This window comes from Glycomyces halotolerans (genome assembly GCF_054779575.1).
The window spans coordinates 1-520 of sequence record NZ_BAAGXZ010000082.1 but is presented as its reverse complement, the minus strand read 5'-3'; the positions used below and the strand labels follow the sequence as shown (position 1 = coordinate 520).

The following is a 520-nucleotide window of genomic DNA, read 5'->3' as shown; positions in this document are numbered from 1 at the left end:
GGATAAGTCTGTCTAATTTTGGATAATCAACACTCGTGAAATGTAATATGTTGATTAAGCTTATTTTGATAGTGATACATTTCATTATGAAAGCTTCGAAATTGACTCTCCAGCAGTTCTTTTAACGCTTCTGAAAGCGGAGACTCCTCTTCAGACAATATGCTGTCTTCTGACTTATGTAAGGGATTTGACAGGTGTTTATAAAATGTTTTGTTTGTATAGTAGCGATAGCATAAATAAGTGATGTAGATAACGGTGCTGATTAAAATAGCATAAAGAACAGTAAAAATGTCTCGAAAACCATCTAACGCAAAAATCGTACATACTAAACCCAATTGGATAAGATAAAAAAATGTAAGAGGAAGATGTTCTTTAAAAAACAGCTTCATGCTTTATTTTCCTCTTGAATCCGCAGCATATAGCCTGTACCTCTAATTGTTTCAATCGCTTTTTCGATACCAACATCCCCTAGTTTTTTACGCGTACGCGTCATGTAGACATTTAGAGTATTATCATCAAC

2 protein-coding genes are annotated in these 520 nt (G+C 34.0%); both read right to left on the bottom strand.

Annotated elements, in window-relative coordinates; all coding sequences use genetic code 11:
• Positions 1–26 precede the first annotated feature (26 nt).
• Positions 27–389 (bottom strand): hypothetical protein, encoded by a 363-nt coding sequence (locus ACYVL2_RS20135; protein WP_460546581.1) that lies wholly within the window; start codon positions 387–389, stop codon positions 27–29.
• Positions 386–520 (bottom strand): helix-turn-helix domain-containing protein (locus ACYVL2_RS20130; protein WP_460546582.1); only part of this gene is annotated, 135 nt, incomplete at its 5' end. The genes ACYVL2_RS20130 and ACYVL2_RS20135, both read right to left, overlap by 4 nt.

What these genes read in the sequence shown, in the direction of transcription:
- ACYVL2_RS20135 (WP_460546581.1), bottom strand. Translation starts at nt 389, where the DNA reads ATGAAGCTGTTTTTTAAAGAACATCTTCCTCTTACATTTTTTTATCTT.